Origin of the sequence: Flavihumibacter sp. (assembly GCF_036676075.1) — a bacterium.
Classification (GTDB): domain Bacteria; phylum Bacteroidota; class Bacteroidia; order Chitinophagales; family Chitinophagaceae; genus Flavihumibacter.
In genome coordinates this window covers 419,693-443,420 of sequence record NZ_JAKFDQ010000009.1, presented here as the reverse complement: position 1 = coordinate 443,420, position 23,728 = coordinate 419,693, and the positions used below count along the sequence as shown (strand labels likewise).

The following is a 23,728-nucleotide window of genomic DNA, read 5'->3' as shown; positions in this document are numbered from 1 at the left end:
TTTTACATTTTTAATTAAGGGATGGGGCGCGTCAGCAGATATAGCCCGGGTAATTTTCATTCAGATCAATACCAGCGCCACCTGCAAAAGCATTCACCTGGTTTACAAAAGAGAAATCACGGATAATGGCAGTGATCTTTTCAATGTCTTTAGAGAAAATGCGGTCTTCGCTGGCAAACTCCACATACTCACGTACATGGTCATGTGCAAATTCAAGTATGGGAGAACTCTTCAGTGGCCGGCGGAACTCGATGGCCTGGCAGGCACTCATGAGTTCAATGGCAAGGATGAACTCCAGGTTATCGAGCACACGATTTAATTTCCGTCCGCTGATGCTTCCCATACTCACATGATCTTCCTGGCCCAGTGATGTGGGAATACTATCGGCACTTGCCGGAAAGCATAATGTTTTGTTCTCTGTAACCAGCGCTGCCGTTGTGTATTGCGGAATCATAAATCCACTGTTCAGTCCCACGTTGTTCATCAGTAACATTGGCAATCCCCATTTCCCTTCCAGCAACAAATAACATCTGCGGTCTGAAATATTTCCTAACTCGGCGGCGGCAAAACAATTATAATCGAGTGGCAATGCAAGTGGCTGCCCATGGAAATTACCACCGCTGATGGTGTGATCGGCATCCAGTACGATCGGGTTATCAGTAACTGAATTTAATTCTGTTTCTGTTAACTGCTTAAGGTGATACCAGGCATTGCGGGAAGCGCCATGAACCTGTGGCATGCATCTTAGTGAATAAGGATCCTGCACCCTGCCGCAATCAACATGACTTTGCATAATGGCTGAATCGCTGAGTATTTTACGAAGTCTTTGTGCAACGAGAAGATTGCCTTCAAATGGCCTAAGCTGGTGGAGTGCCTCATCAAAAGGAGCTTTGGTTCCGGTTAGTGCTTCCAGGCTCATCGCGCCAATGATATCGGCTGCATCGAGACAGTTCTGGAATCGTTGTACTGCCTTTACTGCATGAGCCAGGATAAACTGTGTGCCATTGATGAGTGCCAGTCCCTCTTTTGGTCCCAGTTGAACCGCCTGCATTCCATAGGAAGAAAGTACTTCGCCGGCTGATTTTCTAATCCCATTCTCATACACTTCCCCCAAACCGATCAAGGGCAGACAAAGATGTGATAATGGAGCAAGGTCACCGCTGGCTCCTACACTTCCCTTCTCTGGTACAATGGGAATGATATCATTATCAATATGCCAGCAAAGCCTTTCAAGCGTGGAGAGTTGCACGCCGCTGAAGCCCTGTGCCAGTGCATGTACCTTGGTGATCAGCATAAGCTTTGCGATTTCGGGGGCAATTGGATCACCAACGCCAACGCTATGACTTTGCAATATTTTATACTGGAGTGTTTTGGTGTCTTCTTCAGAGATGGGCGTATTGGCAAGTATACCAAACCCTGTATTTACGCCATAAACCGTCCGTCCCTCGGCAACAATGCTGGCAACGGCAGCAGCACTCCTGGAGATTTTTTCTATCGCTTCCTCTCCCAGTATCCCTTTCACCTGTCCATTGGCAATTGCTATAGCTGTGCGGATGGTGAGCGTATCGATTCCGTATTGAAAACTATTAATCATCAGAGCTTTTTTTCTATTCTGTCAAAAAGGGGTGATTCCTGCAGTGCCTTTTCCATTTCATGGATGGCCTGCATCAATTGTTTACTGTGTGCATTCTCGAGGAGTAAATCATTCATAGCATGTTGTAGTGCTTCCCAAACTGGTTTCACCTGTTGCAGGAGTTTCTGTCCCTTAGGCGTAAAGGTCACCAGCTTCTTCCGGCTATCTTCTTTATCGGGTACTGTGCGGATCAATCCTCTTTCCTGGAGTTTACTTATCAACTGGCTGGCGGCGGAATGGGATGTTTCGAGCTCAATACTTATATCACGGATAGAAACCGATTCTTTATTGGAGAGCATATAGAAAACCGGGAACCAGGCTGCATCGAAGCGTATTCCTTTATGCCTGTAGATCCGGTTGATATCAGCGAGAAAGGTCTCACTGAGGCGGCGAAGGCGGCTGCCAAAAACCAGCACACCGGTTTGTTGATAGAATGACAAGCGGATAGTTTTAAATTATATAAGTGCTTATACGAATGTAGGGGGAAAGATAATATCCGCCGCAAAATCTTTCCATTTTTTTGACCTGACCGGCTATTGCCTTATATTTGCGCCCCGAGGTCCGGTAGCTCAGCTGGATAGAGCAACTGCCTTCTAAGCAGTAGGTCATTGGTTCGAATCCAATCCGGATCACTTTTATACCCGCACAATGTGCGGGTTTTTTTATTTATCGGGGGGGTAGTCTTAGGGGTTTTCATTTGCTCTCAACTGCCATCAAAATGTTAACTTATTGATTATACAGTCACTAAAAGTACTCTTCTTTGAATTTTACCTGAAATAGTTATGTCTGCCGGGTTTCCTTGCCGGCGCATAAATGTTGCTAATACACTAATTTCGTGGCTCTTGCCATTTCGATCCTCTACCTGATTTTTTTAATGACTAAGCAAATGAATATTTTCCGTAATTGGTTATGGACCCTCGTATCTATTGTATTTATCTCTTCCTGCACAGATGCTAAAAAGCCAGCCGCCGGCGGCGCGGCTGCCGGTGCAAAAGATTATTCAGTGTTGGAAATAACACCCAGGAGTTTTGTGGTGAATGCAGATTATCCCGCCATCATTGAGGGACAGCAGAATGTTGAGATCAGACCAAAGATTGATGGATACATCGAGAGGATATTTGTAGATGAAGGATCATCAGTTAAAAAAGGACAGCGACTATTCCAGATCAGTGCTCCTCAATATGAACAGGAAGTCAGAACCGCACAGGCCAATATCAGCATAGCCCAGGCCGATGTTAATGCTGCAGAAATGGAGGTTAACAAAGTAAGGCCACTGGTAGAGAAAGGTATCGTGAGCAAGTATGTTCTTGAGTCCGCCAACTTCGCCCTGCAATCAAAGCAGGCAGCACTTTCACAGGCAAGGGCGACCCTGTCAAATGCCCGTACAAACCTTGGGTATACAATTGTTACCAGTCCCGCAAATGGCGTTATAGGAACCATCCCCTATAAGATCGGAAGTCTTGTAAACAGCAATACAGTTCAGCCATTAACTACTGTTTCTAACATCAATAATATCTATGCTTATTTTTCATTGAATGAAAAGCAGGCACTCGATCTTTCTTTAAATATCAAGGGTGCACATATTCCTCCTGTTACGCTAATACTTGCAAACAGTGTTGAATTTCCGCATAAGGGCAAAGTTGAAACAGCCAGTGGTCTGATCAATACCGAAACGGGATCAATAAGGATGCGGGCCACTTTCGCCAATCCTGATAATGTTGTAAGAAGTGGAAGCAGTGGCACTATAAGAATTCCTGCTACACTCGATTCTGCCTTACTTGTTCCACAGCGCTCCACTTTTGAGATACAGGGAAAAAAATTCGTGTTCCTGCTCGATACGGCCAATACCGTTAAGAGTACAGAAATCAGGATCAGGGAGAATAGCGGGGGTCAGTTTTTTGTAGTGGAAGGGGGACTAAAACCCGGTGAGAAAATAGTTGTAGAAGGCGTTGCAAGCCTGCGGGAAGGTGAAAAGATCATCCCCAAAATTGCCAGCACTGATAGTATTTACCGAGCCCACTAGTTTCTCCTTTCACCAAAGTAACGAAGATGTTTAAACGCTTTATAGACCAGCCCGTATTATCTACTGTAATTTCTGTGATCATTGTAATACTGGGTTTATTGGGATTGCAATCCCTTCCTATTTCTCAATACCCCGAAATAGCACCACCAACGGTTGTGGTATCCGCTTCTTACCAGGGTGCCAATGCAGATGTTGTTCTCAACAGCGTGGTTATTCCTTTGGAGGAACAGATCAACGGGGTAGAGAATATGACATATATGACATCCTCTGCCGGCAATGATGGCTCTGCCAGGATCACGATCAATTTCAAGATCGGCACCAACCCCGACCTCGCATCTGTGAACGTGCAGAACAGGGTTGCGCGTGCCACCCCTCTCCTTCCGCAGGAAGTGACCCGCTCAGGAGTTACCACCGCAAAAAGCCAGAGCAGTAACCTGGTAATATTTTCTTTATATAGTGAGAACCCGGCCTATGACCAGACCTTCCTGCAGAACTATGCAGAAATAAATCTTATCCCACTTATTAAAAGGGTAACAGGGGTTGGAGAAGCCACTGCTTTTGGCCGGATGGAATATTCGATGCGCATCTGGCTCCGGCCCGATGTGATGGCATCTTATGGCCTTGTACCTTCCGATATCAGTGCTGCCCTGGCAGAACAAAATATTGAAGCAGCTCCCGGGCAATTTGGAGAGCAGGGAGAACAGTCGTTCCAGTATGTAATTAAATACAAGGGCAGGCTTAAGAACGAAGAAGATTTTGGAAACATCATCATTCGTTCTGTTGGAACCGGACAATTGTTACGTCTAAAAGATATTGCCCGCATTGAATTAGGAGCACTTAGTTATGCGAGCACTACCACCACCAACAGTTTCCCTTCTGTTGGTGTGGCCATTAGCCAAACCGCAGGATCCAATGCAAAGGAAGTGATAGAAGGAAGTCTTGATGTTTTGAAAGAAGCAGAGAAATCATTTCCTGATGGAATCAAATATGTAAACCTGGTAAACGCCAATGATTTTCTTGACGCTTCCATAAGTAAAGTTATTACCACACTTATCGAAGCATTCATACTTGTATTCATAGTGGTATTTATATTCCTGCAAGATTTTAGAAGTACACTTATACCCGCCATTGCAGTACCGGTGGCCATTGTGGGAACTTTCTTTTTCCTGGGGCTGTTCGGATTCACGATCAACCTACTTACCTTATTTGCCCTTGTACTCGCCATTGGAATTGTGGTGGATGATGCCATTGTGGTGGTGGAAGCTGTTCATGCCAAACTCGACCACGGATATACTTCCTCTCACCGTGCCACCAAAGATGCCATGGATGAAATATCCGGCGCTATCATTTCTATTACACTGGTAATGGCTGCAGTATTTATTCCGGTGAGTTTCATTACCGGTTCAGCGGGCGTATTTTATAAACAGTTTGGTCTAACACTTGCCATTGCCATCATCCTGTCGGCAGTTAACGCTCTAACACTGAGTCCGGCTCTCTGCGCCTTATTACTCAAACCACATCCGGAGGAGGAGGAAAAGAAAAAATCTTTCCTGCAAAGATTCTATACGGCTTTCAATGCATCTTTTGAAGCCACTACTAAAAAATACAAACGATCTGTATTTTTCCTGGTGAAAAGAAAGTGGGTAGCATGGGTGGGTATACTATTATTTACCGGACTACTTTATTTCCTGATGAAAACGACGCCCACAGCATTTGTTCCCAATGAGGATATGGGTGCGGTGATGTCAGATATTGCGCTGCCACCATCAGCCTCCATAGAAAGGACAGCTGAAATAACAGATGAGATTGAGAGGATGGCCAAAACGATCCCTGAAGTAGAAACCATTTTAAAGATCAACGGAAGGGGAATGATCAGTGGTGCCGGCAGTAACTATGGCATGGTGATCATGCGATTAAAGAACTGGGAGGAGAGAAAAGATAAAGGCCAGGATGTGCAGGCAGTGATCGGTAAGATGTTTGCCAAAACGGCGGGCATCCGTGATGCTAGAGTTATATTTTTTGCACCGCCTACCATCCAGGGATTTGGAATGTCGGGTGGATTCTCTTTTGAATTGCAGGATAAGAGCGGAAAGGATATTGCTATCTTCTCCAAAGTGGGAAATGATTTTATTGCAGCGCTTAATAAAAGGCCGGAGATCCAGTATGCAACAACCTCATTCAATCCCAATTTCCCGCAATATGAAATAGATGTGAATGTGGCTAAGGCCAAGGAGGCGGGACTATCGGTAAATGAGATCCTTTCTACCATCCAGGGATATTATGGCGGGGTGTATGCATCAAACTTCAACCAGTTTGGAAAACAGTTCCGTGTAATGTACCAGGCAGAGGCTGAGTTCCGCGATAACCCCGAAAGCCTGAATAATATTTTTGTAAGAAATGCCAACGGGGCCATGGCACCCATCATGGGATTCATCAATCTTAAAAGAGTATATGGACCCCAATCCATATCAAGGTTCAACCTCTTTACTTCTATTAATATTTCAGGTGCACCAAACCCCGGGTTTAGTTCAGGTGATGCAATCCGAGCCATTGAAGAAGTGGCGGCAGAGACACTTCCGGTAGGCTATGGATTTGAATATTCCGGTATGACCCGTGAAGAGCTTTCTGCCGGGGGACAAACCGTATTTATATTTCTTTTGGTGATCGTGTTTGTTTATCTCCTGCTTGCTGCGCAGTATGAAAGTTATATACTTCCTTTTGCTGTGCTGATCTCCTTACCAATTGGACTGGCGGGCGCTTTTCTTTTTGCAAAGATCTTTGGAATAACCAATAATATTTACCTGCAGATCACGCTGATAATGCTGGTTGGACTGCTGGCAAAGAATGCGATCCTGATCGTGGAGTTTGCCCTCGAAAGAAGAAGACAGGGAATGCCATTGGTGGAAGCGGCACTCAAAGGTGCGGAAGCACGATTAAGACCGATCCTTATGACATCATTTGCTTTTATATTCGGACTCATTCCACTTATGGTTGCATCAGGTGCCGGGGCTACAGGAAACAGATCCATTGGTACCGGAGCAGTTGGTGGAATGCTTATCGGAACCATCTTCGGTGTATTTGTGATACCGGTACTATTTGTCATATTCCAGCATATCCAGGAAAGCATTTCGGGCAAACCAAAACAGGTGGATATGGGCGAGAATAATTATGAACTCTAAGCTTACAATGTATAATCGATATGAATAAAAAGATCTCACAATATATTTTTCTGATTGTAACGGGCAGTTTACTTTTTATTTCCTGCAAAGTAACTGAACCCTACACGGCACCACAATCGCTGCCTTTTGATCAATACAGAGATCAGCAGCAGACTGACTCTGTCAATATTGCAAGCATCAGCCGCAATGAATTTTTCACCGACCCCCTTCTCCAGGCATATATTGACTCCGGCATTTCGAATAATCCCGACCTGCAGATGGCCTTGATGAGAATTCAGCAATCACAGAGTTATTACAGCCAGAGTAAGGCAGCGTTCCTGCCATCTCTCAATGCCAATGCCAGTTTTACAGAATCGAAATTATCAGAAGCACAGGGTTTCGGTATCCGTACCAGTGCAACACAATTTGTATTAGGAGTAACCTCAGATTGGGAAGCCGATATCTGGGGTAAGCTCAGGAGCAGTCGTAAGGCCAGCCTTGCATCCCTCCTGCAAACAGAAATGGCTTCAAAGGCAATACAAACAAGGCTTGTAGCAGATATTGCTAATTATTATTACCTGTTGCTGGCATTGGATGAGCAGCTTGCCATCACCCGTCAAACCGTTATAAACTGGGATACCACGGTTCAAACAATGCGTGCGCTTAAAGAGGCCGCCAGTGTTACGGAAGCGGCAGTTGTTCAGAGTGAAGCACAGCGTTATGCAGCCGAGGTAACTATTCCCGACCTCAAACAAAGTATTCGCGAAACAGAAAATGCGTTGAGTATTTTATTGGGAAGGCCACCAGGTGCAATTGAAAGAAGCAGTCTACAATCGCAAAAAATGGTCGCAGCTTTGCAAACAGGTGTGCCGGCTCAGTTACTGGTGAACAGGCCTGATGTTCAGCAGGCAGAGTTGAACTTCCGTTACTACTTTGAAATGACCAATGTAGCCCGCAGTTTTTTTTATCCCAGCTTAAGTATAAATACTTCGGCCGGATTATCCTCTTTAGCCCTTGCAGATTTTCTTGATCCTGCATCCTTTGCTGCCAGCATCGGGGCAGGAATTCTTCAGCCCATTTTTAACCGCCGCCTCAACCGCACGCGACTTGAAGTGGCGCGCTCACAGCAACAGGAAGCCTTGCTTGGTTTCAGGAATACGTTGCTGAATGCAGGCCGTGAAGTTTCTGATGCAATATCTCTTTATGAAAATGCCGGGGAGAAAATTTCTATAAGGACTTTACAGATGGATGCATTGCAGAAATCTGTAAACTTCTCCGAGGAGTTATTACAGAACGGTTTTGCGAATTATATAGAGATCATCAATGCAAGACAAAGCCTGCTGCTGGCTGAACTGGGCAAGGTAAACGACCGGCTCCAGCAATTGCAGAGTGGAGTAAACCTATATCGCTCACTTGGAGGCGGATGGAAGGAATAGCCGGATGTTAGTAAACTTATTCACTAAACTCTGTTGCATAAGCATTGATCTCATCAGCACTATGTTTTCTTCCCGAGCCAATGAAAACACGGAATCGGAAATGAGCCGACTGTCCGGGTTCCAGCTTCATATCCAGTTTCTCTGCTCCCTTGCTGAACACTTCCGGGCCAAGGGGATTCACGGAAAACAATCCATAGCCGCGTGCATGCCAGTAAGAGGGATAGTATATATTGGAAGGGTGATCAAATATGGCCACAGTAACATCTTTGCCATCTTTCTTTCCCTGCATCATTACCCAACGGGCACGAGTACCCCAAACAGAATCGCCCTGGAGACCTTCACTGCTGGTATACATGCCTGTTAGTCCACCTGCCGGAAGCACCGGCTCTTTACTGATCTTTCCATCCTTGCCTATGTAATCACTTTTTTCTGTTGAAGGCATTTCCAGCTCACGCGCTAAACGGATGGCAAAAAATCCATCCTTAACATCGCGGAAATAAACTTTTTCCTTTTGCGCGGTTAGCATAGTAGACCTTTCTATCAGGAGATCATTATTATCAATCCTGAACTGGTAACTGGTTTTTTCATCGAGCAATTGCCGTCCATCCGGACTCATCCATTTAGCACTGATCACGAGGCTGGCATCCGTGAGTCCACCCGTTTTATCTATAATATTCTCATGTAGGATTGTTCCATATTTATCCCTTTTTGAAGGCTCTATAGCTGTTGAATTATTCCAGAAATCATATCCGTTCACTGATTCATAATTCATCCACATCCCAACCTGGTGCGGGTGATCGGTACGGTCGCCAGGCCTTGGTTCCAACGGAAAGCCACGCGTAATAGTGATGCCATCCAGTGTATTCAGCGGGTAAAGAAATGGCTTTCGCACAGAATCATCATAGCGATATGAGGTGATCAATACATCCTTATAAAAAAGATCTACCCGCTTATCTACCGGACGGTCAATAAATTCGAATCCTTTTTCCTTTTCCTGTGCAACTAATACCATGCTTGAAAACAGCAGGAAACCAACCAGTATCTTCTTCATACATTTTTACTTTTATGGTCAGTCTATAGGATCTGGAAGAGTGGGCTTTGCTGGATCGAATATGGCAACGGCAACTTCAGAATCGGCGCAGCCATAATAAAGAAACCACTTCTTTTTGAAATAAACCAATCCCTCCATGAAAACAGTTCCCTGCACGTACTGTCCACTTTTCTCAAACGGCTCCATGGGTCTGAAAAAAGGTACGTCAAGCCTTTGGATCGGCTTTAACGGATCATTGGCATTAAACAAAACCTGCCCGCCACAATAGGAATTAGGCGTAAAGCGCGGATCGCCCTGGGTGGCATTATTCTTACCATTGTAGAGTAAGAGAATTCCATCTTTGGTGATAATTGCCGGCGGACCGCATTCGGTCAGGTCACTATCAAAATATCCCTTACGGGGCGATATAAGCGCTAATGGCTCACCATCCGCTCCCAGCACCGGCTCCCAGTCCACCAGGTTGGTGGAGGTAGCTGCAAATACTCCCAGCTCACCCCAGTAGAGCCAATACTTTCCGTTGATCTTTGCTACTACCTGTTTATCGTCCTGAAGGCGTGTAATGATGGAGGCAGATTTATGGGCAACCTTATTGAACTTACCACCATGTGCTGTTTCAAAAATAGGTCCGTGTTTGGTCCAGTTGACCAGGTCGCGGGAGGTAGCCACACCCAGCCTGGGCAGTTCACGGTTCCACTGGGTATAGAAAACAACATAGGTTCCGTCTTCGGTTACAGCTACCCGTGGATCCTCTACCCCACCGGGCCACTCGTATTTCTGCTGATCATCTTTGCCAGGGTATAATACCGGCGAAGGCCTTCGGCTAAACTGAATGCCATCAGCACTTTCAGCAAGTCCGAGGCGTGAAGTGCGGAAGCCGATGCCGATGCCTGATTTGTCCTCCGCCCGGTACAGCACATACACCTTACTGTCTTTTACAACAGCCCCCGGATTGAATGTATCGTTGGATTCCCAATCTACCTGCTTTCCGGTAATCGGATCTTTAAAGCGGGTAGTACTGTCAGGGGAAATCACCGGGTTCACTTTCTCCGGTCTTTTAAAACCACCAAAGGCCCATTCGGGCAATCTTCCATTAGCATCCTGTTGCGCAAAAGCTGGCAGCAAAAAAAGGCTAAGAACAAATCCAATAAAATATTTTCCTTTATGATTCATGGCAGGCTGTTGAAAATGATTCGGGGTCTAAAAGGTACGTTATTAAAGTTTTACGTACAAGAACACCAGATCTTAGTCAACGAATCAGCCGCCAGCTTGTTTGGTCATTAAATAGAAATCTATGAATGAGATTTTTTCAACTGCTGCCACTAACCTCCTGCCATTTGATGGTATGGTTTTATACTTTGGCAGCATTATGCCTGGCCCCGAGGCTACAACATATATGCAACAACTGCTTTCCACCATCGATTGGCGCAATGATGTGAATATCATCTTCGGGAAAAAAATCATTACCAGCAGGAAAGTCGCCTGGTATGGGGAGAAACCATTTGCATATACCTATTCTCATTCAACTAAAGAGGCGCTACCCTTTACACCGGAACTTATAGCCCTTAAGGATCTCACGGAGAGAATAACGGGCGAGCAGTTCAACTCCTGCCTGCTGAATCTTTACCACCATGGTGGCGAAGGGATGGGATGGCATAGTGATAATGAAAAATCCATTACACCAGCATCCGCCATTGCCTCTTTAAGTTTCGGGGCGGAACGAAAGTTCAGTTTCCGACACAGGCTTTCAAAGGAAACAAGATCGGTAATGCTGGAACACGGAAGCCTCTTATTGATGAAAGGAACTACGCAAACTCATTGGCAACATTCCCTACCAAAATCTACCCGGGTAACCGAGGCAAGGATCAACCTAACCTTCAGGCATATGGTAGATCAGTAAACTTATTAATGTGATTCTATCGCTCCTATATCACGCTGGTTAGTGATGGCATTATTGTAGATGTCTTTCTTAGGTAAGCCATCCAGCTCAATGCCTTTGTTCACCGCGGGGGATGTTTGGGTAAGGTAGAGATTCTCACTGAAAAGCGGATCTCCCACCAATCCGGCGAGGGAAATGGTTTTAGTGGAGTAATACAGATTGTTTGCCAGTTCCATTGTAGCCGGCGAATCATAATAGGCCGTTATACCAAGTCCGTCGGCATAAAATATATTATTCTTTACTTCAAGGCCCTTCATAGCTGCTCCGTAAATAAAAGTGAGTGCCCCATTATTAACACCTGCACCTTTACTGATATAAACAGTATTATTATAAAGCCTGGTGTTATAAACAGGATTCACACCACCCAGCGTAAATCCACCATAGTTGGTATTCTTACGGGCATCATTATAGGAAATGTTATACTGGAATGTATTGTTTTTTGTGGGGTTGGGTCCGCCATAATCAAACAGCAGGAATCCCTCTCCATCATTCTCCCATGATTGACAATATTGAATTACACATTGTTGCGTTCCACCATCAAGATCAAATCCCCCTCCATCTACTTTTTTAGACCTGTTATGATGTGATTTGCAATATTGAATGGTGATATCAATTGCATCAAAGGCCCAGATACCGATATTGGCATCACCATTTGATCCATTCTCATAAGCTTCTGAATATTCAATGACACCACCATTGAATCCGGCCACCACAATACCATGACCAGTATTGGTTTCGCCCGTACCACTATTATGATGTGCAATTACATTTTTGATATGAATATTCCGGTGGTTGATCTCAGGCCAGTTTCCAATAGTATAGATTCCCGAATGACGGTTATGATGAAAAACAGAATTGGTGATAGATACATTTTCAAATCCCTTACCGGAAGTATGGATCTTAAGTCCCCACATTGCTTCTGACGACTCAACACTATCAACAATAAAATTAGAGAGGTATTCCTTAGTATCCTGGTCCTGGTGGATCATGATTCCTTCTCCTACAAATCGCAGCTGCTTTATAGTAATATTCTCCGTATTGTAAAGGTCTATTCCTTTTAATGTTCCGGAGCCCTGGATCGTAAGGGGTGCTCCGGCCTCACCGGCATCTTCTCTACCGATGTAAAGCACTTCATCGATCTTACCACTTATCTGAAGTATATCACCTGCGGAAAAATCGTGGTTGTTGGCACGACTTATAGACCATGGTTTATCAGGGGTTCTTCCACTATTGGTGGTGTTGCCATCGGCGCTGATATAATAAACTGGAAGTTGAGGGCTAACAGGACTAACCGGTTCTTTGGTTTCAGTTGTTTTGGTAACCTGTTTGGTGCACGACAGAAATAGAAATGCTATTACTAGGTATTTCATCAGAAATTGGAATTGGATTTTGCTACTAACGGTTCTGCTTAACAAAACGGATTCCAATTCCTTTTAATTGTCCTCGATAAGATTAATTTTCAGATTTAGTTTTCCACAATATTTAGTCGTGTTTAAAAGGCTTGATTTTATATATTAAGAATGTGGATTATATACCCCAGCAATGCGCTACCAGCAATGATATAAGCACTATTGAGCTTTGGAAATTTTAATAAAATGACCGTGGAGATTATAGCTATTATGATCATTCGTAAACTCGTAAGTGTTTCCACTGACATTTCAATTCCGACAGCAAATATTATTGCTACGGAAGCAATATTTACCGCATCCAGGAAAGCGCTTATCCATCCGGATTTCCGGATCTTAGGTACCAGTGGATTCAGCAATGCAACAAATAAAAACGAAGGCAGAAATATTCCGATGGTTGCCAGGATAGCTCCCTGCCAACCATTTAACTGCCACCCAATAAAAGTAGCAGTGGAAAGTACAGGACCCGGTGTAAATTGTCCCGCTGCAATAGCATCAATGAGTACCTGTTTACTAAGCCATCCTTTCGAAACCATTTCAGCATCAATGAATCCAAACAATACATAACCACTTCCATAGAGGATAGCACCTATTTTCAGAAAGGAGAGAAAGATCTTTGTATTATCAATATTCATTACAGGTTGCATTACCTGTAAAAAGAAAAAAGGAAAAAAGGAATTAATTCCTGCAGGTCTTCTTAAAGCATATAATAAGAGACCGATAATCCCGGCCCCAAACAAGGCAATGATCTCATTCAATCCGGCTATACAGGCAGCCAACACAATCAGCCCCAGTACAGCCAATTCCTTATTCTTTAAAGCAGTTTTTCCCAGCGAATATGCCGCGCTGAAAATGATGGCCAACACCGCTGGTTTTATCCCATATAGAAATGGTTCCAATGCTGGCAGCTGTCCATAGCTGGCGTATAACCATGACAGTATGGCCGTAATGGTAACTGCCGGTAATATAAACGAGATGCCCGCCACAATCATTCCGGTCCGCCCCCCACGTTCATAGCCACAATGCATAACCATCTCGGTTGAGTTTGGTCCGGGAATCAGGTTTGTTGCACCAACAAGGTCAAGGAAATGCGACTGCTCCATCCATTTTCTTTTTTGCACTACTTCCTGCTGCAAGAGTGCAATATGGGCCGCCGGACCGCCAAAAGCGATGAAGCCCAGCTTCAGAAAAAGCCGCATTATCTCCCCTGGTTTATTGGTTTTATCCATTGATGAAAAACGTTGATGCAAGATAAGAAGAATAAAAAAACGGCCCGGTCGTGTGACCCGGGCCGTTATATTTATCTGCTGTCAAAATTACTGTCCAAACATTCCTTTCAATGCATCGAGTGGATTGTTGCTTTGCCTTGTACTGGCATTGTTACCACCACCTGAAAACATCCCCATAAGGTCTTGCAGGTCAACATCTCCATCACCATCCTTATCGAGCCCACCCTGCATCATCCTGCCCGCCAGTCCCGATATGTCCGTACCTGCTGTTTTTCCACCACTCAGTCCGTTGAAGATATCCTGGATATTGAATCCATTATCATTAGGGTCCTTTGTGCGGTTCACCAACTGTCCGAGTATAACTGGCAAAAGGCTACCTACTATTCCACCCGCCTTTCCCCGGTCGAGCCCAAACTTCTGCATCATGGTTTCCATCAGTCCGCCTGAAATATTCTGCACCACCGGGTTATCATTGGTCACCCCGGTACGGCCGGTGAACATACTAAGGAGGTCTTTCACACCGCCCTGGGCAAGAACGCCCTGAAGGCCATTTTCAATGGACGCAGCTGTTTCCTGAACGGCCTCTTCGTTGCGCTCATTCGGTATATCGGGGTTGTTAATAATAGCATCGCCCGCATACTGCTTAACAAGGTTTAACAGGTTCTCAATCATGTTCAATAAATTTAGGCTCAAAAGATACATTCATTTCTACTTTAAAGAGGTGTTATTGAACGATTAAAACAAATTTAATGGACGTTAAAATGGAGCCCGGATGGAAGGAAGCATTGAAATCCGAATTCCCTAAAACATATTTCCAGCAGGTAGTTACCCATCTCAAAATGGAAAAGATGGGAGGCAAACATATCTATCCGCCCGGTTCCCAAATATTCAACGCCTTTGATAAAACGCCTTTTGAGATGGTTAAGGTTGTGATATTAGGGCAGGATCCCTATCATAATCCCGGACAAGCCCATGGACTCAGTTTTTCTGTTCCCGATGGAATTGCTCCCCCACCCTCCCTGCAAAATATTTATAAGGAACTTGCCGCTGATCTTGGACTCCCCATTCCCAAACATGGAAATCTCGAAAAATGGGCAGAAAGGGGCGTGCTCTTACTCAATGCCGTACTAACGGTGAGGGCCAATGAGCCAGCGAGTCACCAGAAGATCGGGTGGATGGATTTCACCAATGCGGTTATCAGGCATATCAGCGACCAGAAAGAGCATGTAGTATTTTTATTATGGGGAAAGTTTGCGCAGGAGAAACAGGTTTTGATTGATGAAACAAAACACCTGGTTCTGAAGGCAGCCCACCCTTCACCACTGAGTGCACATGCGGGATTTTTTGGATGCAAACATTTTTCTCGTACCAATGAATACCTGGTCAGGAATGGTATTGACCCAATAGATTGGTCATTGTGATTTACTTTCGCGCTATGAAATGGGTAAAAGAGATCTTCGGCAGGCTATGGGCAGTTTGGGCCATCATCATTTTCATGATCACTATGATCATTTTTCTTATCCCCGTTGCAATTTTCTGTATGCCGCTGGAGGAACCAAAACGCACCCACCGTTTCATCCTCTATTCGCGCATATGGATGGCCGTTTACCTGCGATTGATCTTATGTCCGCTTACAGTTAGGGGAAAGGAAAATTTCGCACCTGGACAAAACTATATCGTGGTGTGCAACCACAATGCGCTGATGGATGTGCCCGTGTCATCGCCTGCCATTCCAGGTGGTAACAAAACCATTGCCAAAGCCGAGTTGGCAAAAACGCCCATCTTTGGCATCATCTATAAAATGGGAAGTGTACTGGTAGATCGTAAGAATGATAAAAGCCGGAAGGAAAGTTATATGAAAATGCGCAAGGTGCTGGAGATGGGCCTGCATATGTGCATCTACCCCGAAGGCACCCGGAATAAATCCAATGAACCATTGAAAGCCTTCCACGACGGTGCTTTCCGCCTGGCAATAGATACAAGGAAAGCTATTATACCGGGTGTAATATTCAACACAAAGAAAGTAATGCCGCATGATAAATCATTCTACCTCCTGCCCCACCCATTAAGAATTGATTTCCTTAAACCCATTGAAGTTGGGGAATCGGATACGGTGGAGACGTTGAGGGATAAGGCGTTTAGGGTGATGTGGGAGCATTATGGAGGGATGGAGAGATGGAGGGATGGAAGTGGGAATTATTGCGTGTAGAAGTAACGGGTTCTGTTGATCTTGAGATCACGGAGGATACCCGACTTCGGATTGATGGTGATGTTAAAGGAACGGTACAATCCCACCGGCGTAATATTTATACCAAGTTGCCAGCAATGTAATTCGCGGCTAAGGAACATCGTTAGCTGCTGGATGGAGGCGTTCTTGAAATCATAAAAAGTATTGGCACCCATTTTCCATTTGGGAGTGAGATTAAAATCACCACTTACATTCACACTGGAGTTCACCTGTGTTTCAAATCCCGAATAATCTCTTTTCACCGTTCTGCTGAAGCTGAGTGAATAGGAAAGGTTTACCGACCATGGTATATTGAAATCAGCAAATTCTGCGGGATTATTTCTGATATAATTTAACTGTGCCTGTTGCTCCTCAAGGGTGATCGGCATTTCTGCACTGGCGAGCTCATCCTGCACCTGCTTGGCTTCCTCTGCCTTCTTGCTGGTGAAAGAAGTGGAGATGGCAATATTACCAGAGGTAAGTCTTCCCAATGACTTTCCTCCCCCCGACCATGCATATTCATTAATGCGGTATCCACGCTGATCGATTTTATAGGGGTCCATGCTGGCAGAGGCAGTGATATTAACCTTTTCAAACAATGTACTCCTCGCATAGATACTCAGCGGCGATAAACGGAATGAATCAGCAAGGAAGTTAAAGCTCCCGGAAAAACCAAATCCTTCCAGCAACCTAACCTTACGGATGCCACCTTCAGTTGTATCCTTTTTAGAACGGGTTTTCATTTCGAGGTTGTTATCGAAGGTGAAACTTAATCCCCCGAATTCACCCTGTCCAAATGGTCCATACAAACTCCCCGCATATTTACTGAAAGGAAGCACCCTACCTGATGTATCTACCTGTGTATAATAATAATCCTTACCATTCAGATCGGGCTTGTAGCTCGCGCTTACCGATGGCCTCACCACATGTCTGATAGCCCTCACCTTACTGTTCTTACCAAAGCGGTCGAAGGTTCCGAAGAGTGCAGTATTGAGTGAGAGACTGAAAGCAATATCGCGTGCTGAATAAAATCCTTTGCTGATAGAAGTATCCACACGCTCAGTAACATTGTTCCAGCTCCGGGTAAATTCCTGCGCATACCAACGCTCGGTATAACTCATTCCCGGTGCTATATTGATAGGCCCCAGTGAAGGCAGTGCCAGGGTGATGGGAACATTGTGCTGGGCGCCCCACTGTAAGGTATCAATGAGTTGGGTGAATGAAAAAGCGCTGTCATAAAAAGATACCTGGTTCCGGAACTGTGAGTTAAGGCCAAGTCCAAGTTTCTGGTACCACTTCGACTCACCCACAAATTCTTTAGGCTGGAAGGGATAAAAGTTATTGATGGTAAATGATCCATCCGGCAATCTTACCTGCACTTCGCGTGTACGGCTGTTCTGGTTATGACCGGCGTTCAGGTTAAGGATATATTTATTATCCCAGTTCTTACTATAGGAAATAGTTGAATAGAGCTGGTTCTGAAAATTGATGGTGGGGTTAACAGATGAGAACTGGTTATACTGGGTAGAGCCGGCATTTACACTTGCCTGGAAATTGGTTCCGGGTCTTGCCTTGGCATCTACTGCATGGCTCCACTGGAAGTTGAAACTCCTGTTAACATCAAATTCTTTCTTGGCATCATTGCTCAGGATACGGGTATTCTGAAATGAGAGGTTCATCCGACCTGAGTAGCGATAGCGTTTCCGGTAGGTTGGACTCAGCGCGGCACGCCATCCTCCATATGAATACACATCACCACGAAACATTATATCAAAATAATCGTTCAATACTTTGTAATAACCGAACTGTTCGAGTCCCACCCCAAATTGCTGGTTGGCGGTGAACTGGGGAGCGATTATACCGGAATGCCTTCCCTGCGAGAGCGGAAAAAATCCAAAGGGAATATAAACCGGGACAGGTACCCCTTCAAATTCTGGATGGATGGGACCACTAACAGCGAGCTTCTGGTTTACCAGTTTGAGCTTCTTGGTGCGGAATGCGAAATGGGGTGTATCGAGGTTACAGGTGGTGAAACGACCACGCAGGGCATAGAAGTCGGAAACATTAACTTTCTTAATTCTTTCGCCATAAACAAACATTTCACCCTGCTGGGTGAAAGTGCTTTTGGTGATGCCTTTCTGGGTCTTGAAATTATAGGTGATGGAGTCGGCATCCATATTACTTTCACCCTGGATAAAATGGGGCTTTCCCACCATAGCACCGAGAGAATCTTTGGAATATGTAGCAACTACAATCTGCGCTTCCTGGTCGAGTTCAATCTTATATGCAGTAAGATCAAGGTCTTTGTATTTGGTGGTGGCGCTGTTATAAAGTGTTATCTTTTTTGTAGGCACATCAAGCACCATTGAATCGGATGCAGAATAGGAAACGGGGCCATCAAGAGAGTCTTTCGAAATTTTAACATTTAATGTATCGACCTGCTGAATAGTTTTAAGGGAAGAATCCGTCTTGTTAACGGGCGTGGTATCACGCTTTACAGGAATCGTATCTGGCCTGGCTTGCAGAATATTATCGTAAAATTTCTGCGAATCAAAATAATTCGCGGAGGAATGGAGCGTTAAAGTGCAAAGTAGCAGCGTAAAAAGCCCGATCGAACTGTATTTTAAACTAAATTTGCCGCCGTTATTCATATTATTGAATGGGGGCAAAAATAGGGATTCGGTACCCATTAATCAAAGAATATCTTATGATGAAAAGGATCAAGACAAATCTCTTATTATCTGTTGCTGCGGCAGCTCTGCTAATCTTTTCACAAAGCATGCAGGCACAGACGAGCACAAGAAATGCGCTGCGCACGGTGATCATTGATGCCGGCCATGGAGGACGTGATCCGGGTGCAAGGGGACTTATTTCAACCGAAGCGGAAGTAGCACTTTCCATTGCGCTGAAGCTTGGTAAAGAATTGGAAAAGGAGTTCCCTGATACCAAATTTATTTATACCAGAACAGATGATAAACTACCCAGGGGAGTAACCGATCCAAACGTTGCAAACCGCGTTAGGGCAGAGATGGCCAATGAAGCGAAAGGCGATCTCTTTATCAGCATTCACCTTAATGCCGCCGGACAAAAAGCCGGTGGATGGTATGCAAAAAAGATCGTAGGATATAAGAACAGGGTTGTTTATACGGGTACGGGTAAGCGCAGAAGAAAGAAAACAATTAAGCAGCCCATCTATGAATCTTACTATGTTAAGAATACCCGTATAGGAACGGAAACCTATATATGGGCAGCAGATCGCAGTGAAGCGAAGAGTGAATTTATCAAAGACAGCCAGGAAGGCGGTGAAGATGAGCCGGTTGATGACCCCAATAATATTCTCGACCTGAATTCGCCTGAAGCCAGGATCAGGGCGCAGCTATACACGAAGTATTTCTTCCGCAACTCTGCCCTGCTGGCGCAACTTGTTGAAGAAGAGTTTGCCAAACAAGGCAGGAAGAGCTTTGGCGTTAAACAAAGAAACCACAAAGGTATCTGGGTTCTGCAGGCTACCGGCATGCCCAGCATACTGGTAGAAACAGGATTCATCTCCAATAAGGAAGAGGAGGAGTATCTTGTGAGCGAAGAAGGCCAGCAGGAAGTAGTTCAGAATATCCTGACTGCATTCAGAAGGTATAAGCAGGAGCTTGAAACACCAAGAGCCACTTCAGCTACTACCAAGGCCCAATAATTGTATACCTTTGAACTTAACGCTATTCGCATGAAAATTTCTAATGAAACCAAGATCGGGATCCTGGCTATTGTAGCAATCGCATTTCTGGTACTTGGCTTCAACTTTCTGAAAGGCAAAAACCTTTTTGACAAGAACGATAAACTATACGCTGTTTTCCCCAAGGTAACCGGGCTGCTCAATTCAAATGCCGTTTACCTCAATGGCCTCCAGGTGGGAAGGGTTTATGATATTAAAGAGCGCACTAAAAATATCAATGATGGTATTGTGGTGACCATAAACCTGAGCCGCGATGTAAATATCCCTGCTAACTCTGTTACCTATATCAGTGCAGATATCATGGGTACCGCGTCCATGATCATTGAGCCTGGAAATGCAGGTCAGTATCTTCAGGATGGTGACACCATTAATACTGTTATCAAGAAAGGAATGCTGGATGAGATCACGGCTAATATAAATCCCACTATTCAAACCCTTGATGGCACCCTGCAATCTCTGGATTCACTGATACAGGTTGCCGGCACTTATTTTGATCCGGCCACCAAGAATAATTTTCATAAGATCGTTGCTAATTTATCAGCTGCTTCAAATGCAATGAACCGTATGATCACTGCACAGAACAGCTCACTGAACCGATCGCTCGATAATGTGAATACCATCACTTCTAACCTGGCCGCAAATAATGATAAGATCACCGGAACGCTTACCAATGTAGAGAAGGCTACCGGTAAACTGTCCAATCTAGAATTGGAGGAAACAGTGGCAGAGCTGCAGAAAACGGTTAATGGATTGAATGCTGTTATTGCAAAAGCAAATGCTACAGACGGATCACTCGGCCTCTTGCTGAATGATAAGAAACTGTATAATAACCTCGAGAACACAACGCGAAGCATGAATATATTACTGGATGATATCCGCATGCATCCCAAGCGTTATATCAATGTTTCTGTATTTGGCAGGAAAGACAAAAGCACTCCTCTCACAGCCCCACTGGAAGTGGATTCCGTATCTTTAAACGCACCTAAGCCATAATAAAATGAGCTTTACCATAAGGCTGCTGTGGATCGTGATGGTTTTGTTGCCAATTGCGGCAGCAGCCCAGATTACAACACTGCCTCCCAATGATACTACGCAGGTTGTACAGATCAAAAAAGCAGACCGGCTCCGTTACGAAAAAAAAGATTCCCTCACAGAATTGCAGATGCTGGCGGGCAATGTTTTCCTGCAGCAGGATGATACAAAATTTTACTGCGATAGTGCCGTCATCGACCGTAAGAATAATATAGTAGAAGCTTTCGGCAATGTACATATCAATGATGCCGACAGTATTCATACTTATAGCCAGTACCTTATCTATTATTCTGACCGGAAAGTTGCCTACCTGAAAAAAAATGTAAAGCTTACCGACGGAAAGGGTGTGCTTACTACCAATGAGCTCGAATATAATACAGATACAAAGATCGGCACCTATACCAAGGGTGGTAAAGTGGTAAGTGGCAATACAGTGCTTACCAGTGAAGAAGCCACTTATTATGGCGACATGAATGATGTGTATTTCAAAAAGAATGTGAAGATGCGCGATCCGCAATATGATCTCGATACCGATTCACTCTTGTACAATACCGATTCGCAGATCGCCACCTTTGTTACCAAAACGCATATAAGGGCTGATTCGGGGCGAAGGGATATTGTTACATCTGAAGGATATTATGATCTCAAAAACAAGAATGCAAAATTTGGAAGCAGGCCCGTTATAAAAGATGGCAGCACAACGGTTATTGGTGATGAAGTGGGATTTGATGATGTAACAGGTGAAAGTTTCGCAAGGGGTAATGCAGTGTTCCGTGATTCGGCACAGGGTATTGCGATACTGGCAAATGACCTGCAGGCCAATAGCAAGAAGAATACCATGCTGGCCACTATGCGACCGGTGATGATCATCATGCAGGAAAAAGATTCTATTTATATTACGGCAGATACATTGTTTACAGGTCGACTAACCGATAAGGCGAACTTTGAAAATACTTACCTCCGGGATACGCTGAAGCAAACTGTGGTACTTGATGCCGGTGATACAACTAACCGTAACCGTTATTTCCAGGCCTGGCATAAGGTGAGAATATTCTCAGATTCACTGCAGGCAGTATGTGACAGCATGTTTTATTCAGGCGTGGATTCAGTGTTCAGGTTATTCCATGAACCCATTGCCTGGGCCAGTGGAAGCCAGGTGACAGGTGATACAATGCTGTTATATACACGTAACAAAAAAGCAGAGCGCATCCAGGTATTTGATAACGGGATGCTGATCAACAAAACTGGATTAAATTATTATAACCAGTTAAGGGGTAATACCATCAACGGATATTTTGTGGATGGTGCCATTGATTATATGCGGGCAAAGGGTTCATCGGAGAGCATCTATTATGCGCAGGATGAAGACAGCGCCTATGTTGGTGTTAACCGCGCCACTGCTGATATCATTGATATGTTCTTCAGTAAGCAGGAGTTGAGCCGGGTTGTTTTCCGCAGCGAAGTAACCGGTACGATGTCACCATTCAGGCAGGTAAATCATGATGAAATGAGGTTAAGAAGTTTTCAGTGGCGGGATAATCGAAGGCCAAAGACTAAATTTGAGCTATTCGAAGATCCAGTAACTGAACAATAGTATGGAAGTGATACCTACTTTAAGAAACATTATCCGCAAACAACTCATCTCTCCTATCCAGGAATTTATTAAAGACAGCCGGGCTGTTGGAGTTACCCTACTGGCCTGCACCATCCTGTCATTGGTTCTGGCCAACAGCTCTGTTAGTGCAAACTATATCCAACTCATTGAAACGGAATTTCATTTCCCCTCCTGGCTTCATCTCCCCCATTCGATTTTGCACTGGATCAATGATGCATTGATGGCGCTTTTCTTTTTTCTGGTGGGGATGGAAATAAAGCGGGAGCTACTAATTGGCGAGCTTTCTTCAGTAAAAAAAGCTGCTCTTCCTATTGCAGCAGCATTAGGCGGAATGGTGGTTCCGGCATTTATATTCATTGCCCTCAACGCCGGCACCTCTCACCAGGCCGGATGGGGAATTCCAATGGCAACTGATATTGCCTTTTCCCTTGGCGTGGCCTCCCTGCTTGGGGCCCGTGTACCAGTTACCCTAAAGATATTTTTGATGGCATTGGCCATTATTGATGACCTGGGTGCAATCCTGGTGATTGCTGTATTTTATGGGGGAGATATTAACTGGACCTGGTTGCTGGTAGCGGCGGCCGTACTTGCTGTTATATGGATCATCCACAGATTCCGTTACTACAGGTGGTGGATCATAGCCCTGGGTGGAATACTGACCTGGTACTGCATCTTTAACAGTGGTATCCATGCTACAATCGCGGGCGTACTGATCGCTTTTTTGGTACCACTTGAAAAACTGGGCGACTATGAACATAATCTCCACGACCCGGTGAATTTTATCATCCTTCCTCTTTTTGCATTGGCCAATACCGCCATCATTCTTCCTGATAATATGGGAGCAGCACTCGGCACTACTTTGAGCTGGGGGGTTCTGGCCGGACTGGTTCTGGGTAAACCCCTTGGGATCACCATATTTTCATGGGCTACCATTCAGTCTAAATTGGGTGAGATGCCCGGTGGAACCAACTGGACCCAATTGATCGGGATGGGGGCACTGGCCGGAATCGGTTTTACCATGTCGATCTTTATTACCATGCTGGCCTTCAGTGACCTGAACCAACAGAATATTGCCAAACTGGCCATTCTCCTTGGGGCAATCGTTTCAATCATTCTTGGATTGTTATTACTTTATCGCGGATCAACGCAGATAAAAAAGTCTTCGACATAAAATAACCGCCGCCCGCAAAATCATGCAGTAGAAATGGTGGAAATACTGTAGTTTATATTAGATTTATCTAACATTATTAATAAC

The 23,728-nt window shown here is 44.7% G+C and carries 18 protein-coding genes and 1 tRNA gene; 11 read left to right on the top strand and 8 right to left on the bottom strand.

Translation table 11 applies throughout. The features are described from left to right. Positions 1-31: 31 nt before the first annotated feature. Entirely contained in the window at positions 32-1,594 is a 1,563-nt protein-coding gene (gene hutH, locus V6M43_RS10720; protein WP_332735088.1) for a histidine ammonia-lyase, read from the bottom strand. Continuing rightward, positions 1,594-2,073, bottom strand: coding sequence for a MarR family winged helix-turn-helix transcriptional regulator (locus V6M43_RS10715; protein WP_332735086.1), 480 nt, complete (start codon positions 2,071-2,073; stop codon positions 1,594-1,596). The genes hutH and V6M43_RS10715 overlap by 1 nt, the downstream gene beginning before the upstream one ends. A gap of 118 nt (positions 2,074-2,191) precedes the next feature. On the opposite strand from V6M43_RS10715, the gene V6M43_RS10710 reads away from it, so the two are divergent. The 4 genes from V6M43_RS10710 (at position 2,192) to V6M43_RS10695 (ending at position 8,250) form a co-directional block, all read left to right on the top strand. Beyond that, positions 2,192-2,265 (top strand) — tRNA-Arg (locus V6M43_RS10710). 254 nt (positions 2,266-2,519) lie between these two features. Beyond that, the gene (locus V6M43_RS10705; RefSeq protein ID WP_332735084.1) at positions 2,520-3,656 is read left to right on the top strand and encodes an efflux RND transporter periplasmic adaptor subunit; all 1,137 of its coding nucleotides are present in this window, start codon (positions 2,520-2,522) and stop codon (positions 3,654-3,656) included. A gap of 26 nt (positions 3,657-3,682) precedes the next feature. Further along, positions 3,683-6,835 carry an efflux RND transporter permease subunit gene (locus V6M43_RS10700; protein WP_332735082.1) on the top strand — a complete coding sequence of 1,051 codons (3,153 nt, stop codon included), beginning with the start codon at positions 3,683-3,685 and terminating at the stop codon, positions 6,833-6,835. 20 nt (positions 6,836-6,855) lie between these two features. Beyond that, entirely contained in the window at positions 6,856-8,250 is a 1,395-nt protein-coding gene (locus tag V6M43_RS10695) for an efflux transporter outer membrane subunit (RefSeq protein ID WP_332735081.1), read from the top strand. A gap of 16 nt (positions 8,251-8,266) precedes the next feature. On the opposite strand, the gene V6M43_RS10690 is transcribed toward V6M43_RS10695, so the two are convergent. Together V6M43_RS10690 and V6M43_RS10685 are read right to left on the bottom strand one after the other, a co-directional pair. Further along, positions 8,267-9,301 (bottom strand): PmoA family protein, encoded by a 1,035-nt coding sequence (locus V6M43_RS10690; protein ID WP_332735079.1) that lies wholly within the window; start codon positions 9,299-9,301, stop codon positions 8,267-8,269. 18 nt (positions 9,302-9,319) lie between these two features. Further along, a complete protein-coding gene (locus V6M43_RS10685; protein ID WP_332735077.1) occupies positions 9,320-10,471 on the bottom strand; it encodes a glycoside hydrolase family 130 protein in 1,152 nt (383 codons plus the stop codon). A 121-nt stretch (positions 10,472-10,592) separates the two neighbouring features. Here V6M43_RS10685 and V6M43_RS10680 point away from each other — a divergent pair, with 121 nt between their 5' ends. Beyond that, positions 10,593-11,198 carry an alpha-ketoglutarate-dependent dioxygenase AlkB family protein gene (locus V6M43_RS10680; RefSeq protein WP_332735075.1) on the top strand — a complete coding sequence of 202 codons (606 nt, stop codon included), beginning with the start codon at positions 10,593-10,595 and terminating at the stop codon, positions 11,196-11,198. 5 nt (positions 11,199-11,203) lie between these two features. Here the strand turns inward: V6M43_RS10680 and V6M43_RS10675 are convergent, their stop codons facing one another. The 3 genes from V6M43_RS10675 to V6M43_RS10665 form a co-directional block, all read right to left on the bottom strand. After that, positions 11,204-12,607, bottom strand: coding sequence for a right-handed parallel beta-helix repeat-containing protein (locus tag V6M43_RS10675; RefSeq protein WP_332735073.1), 1,404 nt, complete (start codon positions 12,605-12,607; stop codon positions 11,204-11,206). Positions 12,608-12,744: 137 nt separating this feature from the next. Next, positions 12,745-13,872 (bottom strand): chromate efflux transporter, encoded by a 1,128-nt coding sequence (gene chrA / locus V6M43_RS10670; protein ID WP_332735071.1) that lies wholly within the window; start codon positions 13,870-13,872, stop codon positions 12,745-12,747. A gap of 87 nt (positions 13,873-13,959) precedes the next feature. Next, positions 13,960-14,544 carry a hypothetical protein gene (locus V6M43_RS10665; protein ID WP_332735069.1) on the bottom strand — a complete coding sequence of 195 codons (585 nt, stop codon included), beginning with the start codon at positions 14,542-14,544 and terminating at the stop codon, positions 13,960-13,962. Positions 14,545-14,621: 77 nt separating this feature from the next. Here V6M43_RS10665 and ung point away from each other — a divergent pair, with 77 nt between their 5' ends. Next, positions 14,622-15,293 (top strand): uracil-DNA glycosylase, encoded by a 672-nt coding sequence (gene ung, locus V6M43_RS10660; protein WP_332735067.1) that lies wholly within the window; start codon positions 14,622-14,624, stop codon positions 15,291-15,293. 14 nt (positions 15,294-15,307) lie between these two features. Continuing rightward, complete coding sequence (locus V6M43_RS10655) at positions 15,308-16,081, top strand: lysophospholipid acyltransferase family protein (RefSeq protein WP_332735065.1); 774 nt, start codon at positions 15,308-15,310, stop codon at positions 16,079-16,081. Here the strand turns inward: V6M43_RS10655 and V6M43_RS10650 are convergent. Further along, the gene (locus V6M43_RS10650; RefSeq protein ID WP_332735063.1) at positions 16,069-18,750 is read right to left on the bottom strand and encodes a putative LPS assembly protein LptD; all 2,682 of its coding nucleotides are present in this window, start codon (positions 18,748-18,750) and stop codon (positions 16,069-16,071) included. The two genes, V6M43_RS10655 and V6M43_RS10650, sit on opposite strands and share 13 nt — an antisense overlap. 59 nt (positions 18,751-18,809) lie before the next feature. Between V6M43_RS10650 and V6M43_RS10645 the strand changes: the two genes are divergently transcribed. Genes V6M43_RS10645 through nhaA form a run of 4 tightly spaced genes read left to right on the top strand, consistent with a single transcriptional unit; the run spans position 18,810 to position 23,644 of the window. Then, complete coding sequence (locus tag V6M43_RS10645; protein WP_332735061.1) at positions 18,810-19,787, top strand: N-acetylmuramoyl-L-alanine amidase family protein; 978 nt, start codon at positions 18,810-18,812, stop codon at positions 19,785-19,787. Positions 19,788-19,817: 30 nt separating this feature from the next. Next, complete coding sequence (locus tag V6M43_RS10640; RefSeq protein ID WP_332735059.1) at positions 19,818-20,819, top strand: MlaD family protein; 1,002 nt, start codon at positions 19,818-19,820, stop codon at positions 20,817-20,819. Positions 20,820-20,823: 4 nt separating this feature from the next. After that, the gene (locus V6M43_RS10635) at positions 20,824-22,452 is read left to right on the top strand and encodes an OstA-like protein (RefSeq protein ID WP_332735057.1); all 1,629 of its coding nucleotides are present in this window, start codon (positions 20,824-20,826) and stop codon (positions 22,450-22,452) included. A 1-nt stretch (position 22,453) separates the two neighbouring features. Beyond that, entirely contained in the window at positions 22,454-23,644 is a 1,191-nt protein-coding gene (gene nhaA, locus V6M43_RS10630; protein ID WP_332735055.1) for a Na+/H+ antiporter NhaA, read from the top strand. Positions 23,645-23,728 lie beyond the last annotated feature (84 nt).

Coding starts and splice junctions, on each gene's coding strand:
- V6M43_RS10700 (WP_332735082.1), top strand. CDS start 3,683: ATGTTTAAACGCTTTATAGACCAGCCCGTATTATCTACTGTAATTTCT.
- V6M43_RS10685 (WP_332735077.1), bottom strand. CDS start 10,471: ATGAATCATAAAGGAAAATATTTTATTGGATTTGTTCTTAGCCTTTTT.
- V6M43_RS10695 (WP_332735081.1), top strand. CDS start 6,856: ATGAATAAAAAGATCTCACAATATATTTTTCTGATTGTAACGGGCAGT.
- nhaA (WP_332735055.1), top strand. CDS start 22,454: ATGGAAGTGATACCTACTTTAAGAAACATTATCCGCAAACAACTCATC.
- V6M43_RS10635 (WP_332735057.1), top strand. CDS start 20,824: ATGAGCTTTACCATAAGGCTGCTGTGGATCGTGATGGTTTTGTTGCCA.
- V6M43_RS10640 (WP_332735059.1), top strand. CDS start 19,818: ATGAAAATTTCTAATGAAACCAAGATCGGGATCCTGGCTATTGTAGCA.
- hutH (WP_332735088.1), bottom strand. CDS start 1,594: ATGATTAATAGTTTTCAATACGGAATCGATACGCTCACCATCCGCACA.
- V6M43_RS10655 (WP_332735065.1), top strand. CDS start 15,308: ATGAAATGGGTAAAAGAGATCTTCGGCAGGCTATGGGCAGTTTGGGCC.
- V6M43_RS10705 (WP_332735084.1), top strand. CDS start 2,520: ATGAATATTTTCCGTAATTGGTTATGGACCCTCGTATCTATTGTATTT.
- ung (WP_332735067.1), top strand. CDS start 14,622: ATGGACGTTAAAATGGAGCCCGGATGGAAGGAAGCATTGAAATCCGAA.
- V6M43_RS10680 (WP_332735075.1), top strand. CDS start 10,593: ATGAATGAGATTTTTTCAACTGCTGCCACTAACCTCCTGCCATTTGAT.
- V6M43_RS10645 (WP_332735061.1), top strand. CDS start 18,810: ATGAAAAGGATCAAGACAAATCTCTTATTATCTGTTGCTGCGGCAGCT.
- V6M43_RS10675 (WP_332735073.1), bottom strand. CDS start 12,607: ATGAAATACCTAGTAATAGCATTTCTATTTCTGTCGTGCACCAAACAG.
- V6M43_RS10650 (WP_332735063.1), bottom strand. CDS start 18,750: ATGAATAACGGCGGCAAATTTAGTTTAAAATACAGTTCGATCGGGCTT.
- chrA (WP_332735071.1), bottom strand. CDS start 13,872: ATGGATAAAACCAATAAACCAGGGGAGATAATGCGGCTTTTTCTGAAG.
- V6M43_RS10690 (WP_332735079.1), bottom strand. CDS start 9,301: ATGAAGAAGATACTGGTTGGTTTCCTGCTGTTTTCAAGCATGGTATTA.
- V6M43_RS10665 (WP_332735069.1), bottom strand. CDS start 14,544: ATGATTGAGAACCTGTTAAACCTTGTTAAGCAGTATGCGGGCGATGCT.